Origin of the sequence: Saccharicrinis aurantiacus, assembly GCF_947489045.1 — a bacterium.
Lineage (GTDB): Bacteria > Bacteroidota > Bacteroidia > Bacteroidales > Marinilabiliaceae > Saccharicrinis > Saccharicrinis aurantiacus.
This window is the reverse complement of record NZ_CANLCN010000059.1, coordinates 1-706: the sequence shown is the minus strand read 5'-3', so window position 1 is coordinate 706 and position 706 is coordinate 1. Positions and strand designations below refer to the sequence as shown.

The 706-nt window shown below is 48.4% G+C and carries 1 rRNA gene; it reads right to left on the bottom strand.

Annotated features, from left to right (window positions below):
- Nucleotides 1-706, bottom strand: a 23S ribosomal RNA gene (locus tag QMO11_RS21860); the annotation flags it as partial.

Here is a 706-nt window from a genome sequence, read left to right as displayed (position 1 = left end):
AATCTGTTAGGCCACAGATAAGCAAAGGGTCGTATTTCAAGGGCGACTAACATACGCCTGGCGACGCATGATCGATGTCTCCGACCTATCCTACACATTACTTACCCACAACCAATGTTAAGTTGCAGTAAAGGTTCACGGGGTCTTTCCGTCCCGTTGCGGGTAATCGGCATCTTCACCGATACTACAATTTCACCGAGCTCATGGTTGAGACAGTGCGCACATCGTTACACCATTCGTGCAGGTCGGAACTTACCCGACAAGGAATTTCGCTACCTTAGGACCGTTATAGTTACGGCCGCCGTTTACTGGGGCTTCAATTCAAAGCTTCACCGAAGTTAACCTCTCCTCTTAACCTTCCAGCACCGGGCAGGTGTCAGGCCTTATACGTCTTCTTTCGAATTTGCAAAGCCATGTGTTTTTGATAAACAGTCGCATGCGCTATTTCTCTGCGGCCAATATTGCTATTGGCGCCCCTTTTCCCGAAGTTACGGGGCTAATTTGCCGAGTTCCTTAACCATGAATCACTCGAGCGCCTTAGTATACTCAACCCAACTACGTGTGTCCGTTTACGGTACGAGCCGCTATACTTGCTTTTCTTGGAACCTGATGCTTTACTTCGCTTCGCCCGAAGGCTAGGCTCAACGTACTATTCCGTCAGTACGTAGCAATCTCTCAAATCCGTCACTTTCATTGTATAGCAGGT